Raw genomic sequence first — 7,047 nt, forward strand, 5'->3', positions numbered from 1 at the left:
CGTCAGATTTTACCCGCAAGACCGTGATCGCGACCATTGCGTGCGAAGACCGGCACGACGTCGAGCGGCGCGTCGACGGTGATCGTCTGGCCGCCGGTAAACGTTTCACCGGTGTGCAGATTGGTCCACGTCGTCGGCTCGGCAGTCGTCGCCGCATCGCCCGCAGCCTCCGCGCTAGCCGCGCCAGGCAGATACACGTCACGCGAACGCGCACCAAGCTCAGTCACCGGAGCGACGAGCAGATCCGGTCCGAACAGGTACTCGTCGGCGATGTTCGCAGCCGCTTCCTCGCCCGGGAACTCGTAGAACAGGCCGCGCACCAGCGGCTGGCCGGACTCGTGAGCCTCGGCGAACAGTTCGCGCGTGTACGGACGCATCGCCTCGCGCAGATTGATGTACTTGACCATCGTCTGCTCAACTTCAGGGCCGAAGCTCCACGGTTCGTTGTCGTCACCGGTGTGCACGTGCGTGATCTTGTTGCCGCGCTGGTCGAGCACTTGGTGACTGTTCGGACCACGGTCACCGTGGTTGCGCATGACCGGGCAGAACGTGGAGAACTGGCACCAGCGGACGAACAGTTCTTTGAACGCGTCAGTGGTGATGTCGGAGCCCGCGAAGCCACCCATGTCGGTGGTGAACCACGGGATGCCGGCCGTACCCATGTGAATCGCGCAGGTGATCTGCGCCTTGAGATCGTCGAAGCTTGAGTGCACGTCGCCCGACCATACGAGCGCGCCGTACCGCTGAGCGCCCGCCCACGCGGCGCGTGACAGGTTCACGGTGTTGTTTTCGCGGCCGATCGACAGCTGGCCCTCGTAGAACGTCTGGTTGTACTTCTGCGGATAGATGTTGCCAACCTTGCCGACCGGGCCGAGGTGGAAGATGTAGTGCGCGTAATCGTAGTCGCCACCCCACTCGGGTTCGGCCTCGTCGAGCCAGAATGCGTCGACGCCAAGGTCAGTGTAATGTTCCTTGACCTTGCGCCACACGAATGCACGCGCTTCAGGGTTGGTTGCATCGAAGAACTGACTGTCGCGCGGCCACCACATGCCCACATCCTTGCCGGTGCGGGTTTTGGCGAGGAAGTTGCGATGGCGCATTTCCTCATAGTTTTCGGATTGGAGGTCGATCTGTGGCCAGATGGAGACCATGAGTTTGATGCCGAGCTTGTGCAGTTCGTCGGTCATAGCCTTGACGTCAGGCCAGAATTCCTCGTCGAAGCGGAAGTCGCCCATGAGCGGCCAGTGGAAGAAGTCGATGACGATGAGGTCGATTGGAATGTTGCGCTTCTTGAAGCCGCGCGCGACCTCGAGCAGCTGTTCCTGATTCCAGTAGCGCAGCTTGCACTGCCAGAAGCCGAGGCCCCATTCCGGCATGACTGGAGCGTGACCAGTTGCGTCCGCATACTGGGATTCGATCTGGGCTGGCGTGCGGCCGGCGGTGATCCAGTAGTCGATTTGATCAGTGAAATCAGCCTGCCATTCGGTGCGATTCTGCGCGAACGTGACGCGGCCAACCGCCGGATTGTGCCACAAGAAACCATAACCAGCTGACGACACGACGAACGGGACCGAGCACTGCGAGTTACGGTGCGCGAGTTCGAGCGTGGAACCCTTGAGATCGAGGACCGGCTGCTGATATTCGCCCATGCCGTACAGGTGCTCGCCTGCCGGCGGCTCGAAGCTGGCGACGGGGGCTTCCGCACCGGATTCGAGTGGGTTGTGCTTGCGGGCGCACAAGCGGAGTGCGCCGCCGTCGGAGGCTTCCTTGAGGAGCGTTTTGCCGGTTTGCGTATCGATGAACGTGAGGCGCAGGTGGTCCTTTTGCCAGCCGGTGATTTCAAGTTTGACTGCGATTTCGCCGTTGACGAGCGCTGCGGCGGATTCGCCGACCACGATGCTCGGCTTGGGTGTGTCGGCCGGCGGAGCGAGAAGGGCCCAGTCGTTGTCGAGCGGACGCTGCATAAGCCGCGAGCGCACGCGCACGCTGTTTGTTCCCCATGCGTCGACACGCACGTATTCGCCGTCACCGGTCCATTCGATCGAGGTGCCGTTTGGGTCGATGCGGAAGACTCGTGCGGCGATGTTGGCGGTTGCGTTGGCTGCGGTTGACGCGGTTTCGACGCTGACGTCGGTTGCATTGCCGGTGGTGCCGGTGAGGATCGCGGCGATCTCAGAGGCCGTCTTGCCGATGATAGCTGATTGGTTGAGTGAGTTGGGGTCGGTCATGATAGCTAATGCTTCCTTGCTGATAGTTGCTGATACTACCGTGCGAATTGGCGCGGTTATGTTGGTATCGCAAGTACAACATAACCGTTAGTCAATCCGTCTGATTATCTATTGTAGCGCTACAATTTAGCGACACGCCACAGTCGCCCTGCAAGCGCATCACCCATCTACTCACGCGATGGAAAATTACCCATAAATGCCATCCGTGACTCGGCACTCAATCACGCGATGGCAAAACACACTCGAAACCATCCCGCGACCTCAAACACCGTAATAAACGACGCACACGATGGCAAAACATCGAAAAATGCCATCGCGTGACCTAGACCTCAATCACGCGATGGAAAATTACGTTCAAATGCCATCTCGTGACTCGACATCTACTCACGCGATGGCACGACACCGGTTTCATGCCATCGCGTGATTTATACATCGCGTGATTTACACGACCAATAGCGCATCATAGTGTGGCGTGCGAGTATCAGCCGACGAGATGGTGATGTCCCGGTCCGAGATCACGGAATGTTGCGGTCGGCAGGATAACATCAGCGCTCGTGCGCGACGGAACGGTTATATCAAGCTCGATGACGCATCCACTTTGCAACGCATCATTCCCGCTACGCTCACCACCATCACCACATACGCACGTATTCTTCGAGGTACCCACCCCACCAGCAACCTGCCGATACGACACACAAATATCTCCCGCTGGAGTCGGCACAGTCGCACTCGCCGCACGCACAGAACCCGGCTGCAGAGCGACCACAAAACGCCGATACCCCGGCTCAAGAGGTCGCACACCCATCAATCCTTCCATGAGCAAAAACACCGGCGACGCAGCCCACGGATGCGAATACGTGGTATTCGGCTTGCGCGCCACATCCCAAGCCTCCATCGTGCCACCCGCATTCTGCGCAATCATGTACGTCCACGAATGCGTTGTACGACGGTCAGCAATCATTGCAGTTGCAGTATCACCGGCGCCAGCCGCATACAATCCCAGCAGGTACGGCGCAGCCGTGTACACACTGCACGCCATACCGCACGAGCGCAAAAACGCAACGATGCGAGGCACACGATCAGTTGGTACATCCGCAAACGCGAGCACAAACGCCGATGAGTGCAACGCAGCGTGATCAATCGGCACGAACCGACGCTCAGCTGAACCGCCATCAGCACCCACGCTACCAACCACCGCCAAGCCGTCTCGATACGCGCCAAGATCGGCATCATACAGCCGCTCGTGAATCGCCGCACGCATACGCGACGCAACACCAGCAAATCGCACCGCATCATTATCTCGTCCCACAGCCCGCGCCATCTGAGCCATATCGGCATACACTTGCGACGCGAGCGCATTCACAACCGTGTTCACTTGTCCGAACACGAATCCGTCACGCTCTGACGGTGGCCAGTCGACCAGATCACCGTCTGTGTGGCTCGATTCACCGGGCTCCTTGATCAGCAAGCCGGTCGCCGCATCGAGATACTGATCAGGCAGCAGACCGAGCAGTCGATCGTACTGATCGACGATTTGTGCGGTTGAGCCGGTGCGCATCCACGACTCATGCACCGCAAGTACGAGATAGAGCGGCCATTCGGTAGACCATGTGCGGTTTGCGATGAGATAGTCAATCGTGTATCGGCCGAGCGATGGTGCGGCGTCGAGCGCGAGGTGCGCACGTTGCTGAATCCATGCGTCCGCTTCGTATGCGGCGCGTTCGCGCGTCCACGAATCGGCGTAAATGTTGCCGTTGAGGTTAGCAATCGTGTGTGCAGACAGTTGCCAGACTCGGTTGAGCGCAGGGTCAGATGACTGGAATGAGCCGGGATAAGGAGCGTCGATCGTGCCGTCTAGTGACGGATAGACAAGTGCGGCGGCAGTGAGCGCAGGGACGGCGGGCTGTCCGTCAGCACTTAGCAAGATTTCTTCGATTGCGGCGGCTCGCTCGTCCAGTCCGGTCGGCGACGGCGTGTCCCATGATGACGGCGCGGCCGGCGGCTGTGCAACGCTGATTTCGACGTAACGAAACACGCGCAATCCCCATGTTTCGAGCGGTTTGTCGTTCGGTACGATATGCCAGTGGTCTTCGTAGACATTGCCTGCGGAGAGCTGATATTTGACTGAACCGTCGTCGTTTAAGACTTCGCCGTATCGAATAGTGAGATCGATTGGCTCACTTGGATGCAACGCGAGCCGAATACCACCCATGTGCGCGCTGCCGAAGTCAGCAATAACGCTGAGGATTTGCGCGGGTGCGGATGATCGCTCAGCACTGTCGGTAGCACTTGCGTCACAAACCGCAGCATCACTTACATCATCATGTTTCACGGGACGTTCCACGCGCAACAGTGACGTTGGCTGCAGGTATCGTATGGCGAGCTTGTCGGTTGGTGTAGCGAGTAGTTGTGCGAACTGTGGTTTGACGACGACCGGTAGCCAGCGCTCGACATCCGTATCATCAGCATCAGGATTACTCAAGTACTGCGGATAAGCATCGCCGCGCATGTTCTCGGCTGGTGCTTCAAAATATTGCGTACCGATTGACGCACTAGGTGGATAAACAGCGGCCGGATTGGCGAAAGACAGCCATGTCATGCCGCGCGTATTACTGTCCACATCTCGCGCACCGGTACCAAAATGATCCACAGATCCGTCCACATAGCAGACATCAAGCTGGGCGATAAATCGACGGTCATCCATCGTGTACGCGACGACTCCGATTGCGTTTAGTTCGCCCGCGCGCAGAAGTTGCGTGACATCGAAGCCATCGTAGCGCGCTTCATCATGAATGGGGAACGTCGGACCGACGCCGACAAACTGGCCGTTGAGCCACATACGATAGACGAACTGACGCGCGGGACGTGTAGATGAGGCGGTCGCGTTGAGCGTAGCCCAGCGGATTGGCTTGTTTGGCAAGGTGACTGTGCCACGCAGGAACGCCCAGCCGACAGCGTTGCCAAGATCGTCGGCAGTCGGATTGGTAGCACTCCAGATGGGGTCGGCATGCCAATTGTGCCCGGCACCGGTACCGAACGTTGCCGGCTCAGCCCAGTTACTTTCCGTGCCGTCAGCATAACGCCAGCGCAGCGATACCCAGTAGCGGTGGGATGGAGACATGTCGAGGCCGGTCAGTGGCACGCCGTTCCATGCGTCGCCGTCAACCCAGCCGCTATTCCAGACTGCGCCCCGACCTTCGGCAGCAACGGTTTCTTGAAGAGTATCAACCACAACGTGATAGGCAACTGGATTGCCACCATGCTCGGGATCGGCAGCTCTCGCGGCATCATCATCGCGCCATCTGAGCACTGGTACTACATCAGGTTCGAGATCTACCGGGGCGTGACGGTCGTTGATCAACAGCATGGCTGACTCCTCCTCCATGACGAGTCACAAATGGTCATAACCAGATCAGGCTATATCGTGCCGCGTGTTGTTGCCAAGATTTGCCATCTGTTGCCGTCGTTATATCACTATTGCGTCACTCATGACAGCCCCAACTCGTGCATGCATCGTTGCATGAGCCATCAACTGGCCATCTCACCTCTCCCGTGTGATATTCCGGCGGAGAACCAGTACAGTTCCGCCGAAATATCACGTTTCGGGCTTGATTTTTGTGACATTCCGGCGGAAGAAATGAAATTACCGCCGAAATATCACATGTAAGGCCCTGATTGTGTGACTTTCCGGCGGAAGTTCTTAATATATCCGCCGGAAAGTCACATGTAAGACCGGATTCGCGTGACATTCCGGCGGAAAGCTACCTGACTTCCGCCGATATATCACACTAACAGGCAGTTTTCTGTGATATTCCGGCGGAGGGTAAGCGGTTCTCCGCCGAAATGTCACGTTTCGGGCTTGATTTTTGTGACATTCCGGCGGAAGAAATGAAACCACCGCCGAACTATCACTCGCCGAAGGCGGCGATGAGGCGGTCACGCTCAGCGGCAGTGATCGGCATTACGGTGCCGTGACGCGGTTTGCCACCGTCCGCGTTAGTCGGAATGCCTTCGCGCAGTTTGCTACTCACCGGTACCCATCCGTCTGGGTCGGCAATATCCTGCGTAGCAAAACCGATGTAATGATTCGGACCATCGTGATATCGAGGCTGATCAATAAACAGGAACCAACGATAGCCGTTCACATCACCGTCGTTCGCACGGAAAATGCACGGTCCTTCACCACGTGTGAACAGTTTCGGCGTACCGTCATCATTCACTTCACCGTTCGGCAATCCAACACGGTAGTGCCCGGATTCTTGCGCACTTTGGTCTTCGCCCGGCTCTGCGACGATGATCAGTTCGCTACTGGTACGCTCTCACCGAGCCGGGACATGTCGAGGTAACGGCGCGTCGACCACTCGTTCGAGGTCACGTAGCGGACGCGCGCGCAGACGAGCATCAACGCGCTCCGCCCGTCCGGAAACGAGCCGACCACGCGCGTGCGTCGCCTGATCTCGCGGTTCAATCGTTCGATCATGTTGTTCGTACGGATGCGCCGGCGATGTTCCCTCGGATAGTCGTCGAGCAGGTAGGTCGTCGTCTCGCTAATGCCTTCGCGCAGGCATTTGGCAGCCTCTCTGAGCTTCCTTGTCTCCAGTTCCTTGGCGACGGATTCCGCCTTCTCCAACGCCTTGTCGCGTGATTCCATAGCAAACACGGCCTTAAGCGCGTCCGCAGCCCACTCCCGGTTTCTGGGGTTGACCTTGGCGAGGATATTGCGTTCGAAATGCACCATGCACCGCTGATAACGCGCCTCCGGCAACAGTTCGTTCACGGCGGCCACGAGTCCCGCGCACCGGTCACCCGTTACCAATCG

General features: G+C 58.3%; 4 protein-coding genes. All 4 read right to left on the bottom strand.

The features are described 5' to 3' along the window. Positions 1 to 2 precede the first annotated feature (2 nt). Positions 3 to 2,228: a glycoside hydrolase family 31 protein gene (locus tag BHAP_RS09700; RefSeq protein WP_094730495.1), complete on the bottom strand. Its 2,226-nt coding sequence runs from the start codon at positions 2,226 to 2,228 to the stop codon at positions 3 to 5. A 481-nt stretch (positions 2,229 to 2,709) separates the two neighbouring features. Continuing rightward, positions 2,710 to 5,595 (bottom strand): alpha-L-rhamnosidase-related protein, encoded by a 2,886-nt coding sequence (locus BHAP_RS09705; protein WP_158216467.1) that lies wholly within the window; start codon positions 5,593 to 5,595, stop codon positions 2,710 to 2,712. A 541-nt stretch (positions 5,596 to 6,136) separates the two neighbouring features. Continuing rightward, on the bottom strand, positions 6,137 to 6,463 hold the full coding sequence (locus tag BHAP_RS09710) for a glycoside hydrolase family protein (protein WP_094730497.1): 327 nt from the start codon (positions 6,461 to 6,463) through the stop codon (positions 6,137 to 6,139). Between the two features lie 62 nt (positions 6,464 to 6,525). After that, positions 6,526 to 7,047 (bottom strand): transposase (locus BHAP_RS09715; RefSeq protein WP_211279652.1); only part of this gene is annotated, 522 nt, incomplete at its 5' end.

It is taken from the genome of Bifidobacterium hapali (assembly GCF_002259755.1).
Taxonomy (GTDB): Bacteria; Actinomycetota; Actinomycetes; order Actinomycetales; family Bifidobacteriaceae; genus Bifidobacterium; species Bifidobacterium hapali.

Excerpts from the sequence above, each read along its gene's own strand:
- BHAP_RS09700 (WP_094730495.1), bottom strand. The coding sequence starts at position 2,228 with ATGACCGACCCCAACTCACTCAACCAATCAGCTATCATCGGCAAGACG.
- BHAP_RS09705 (WP_158216467.1), bottom strand. The coding sequence starts at position 5,595 with ATGCTGTTGATCAACGACCGTCACGCCCCGGTAGATCTCGAACCTGAT.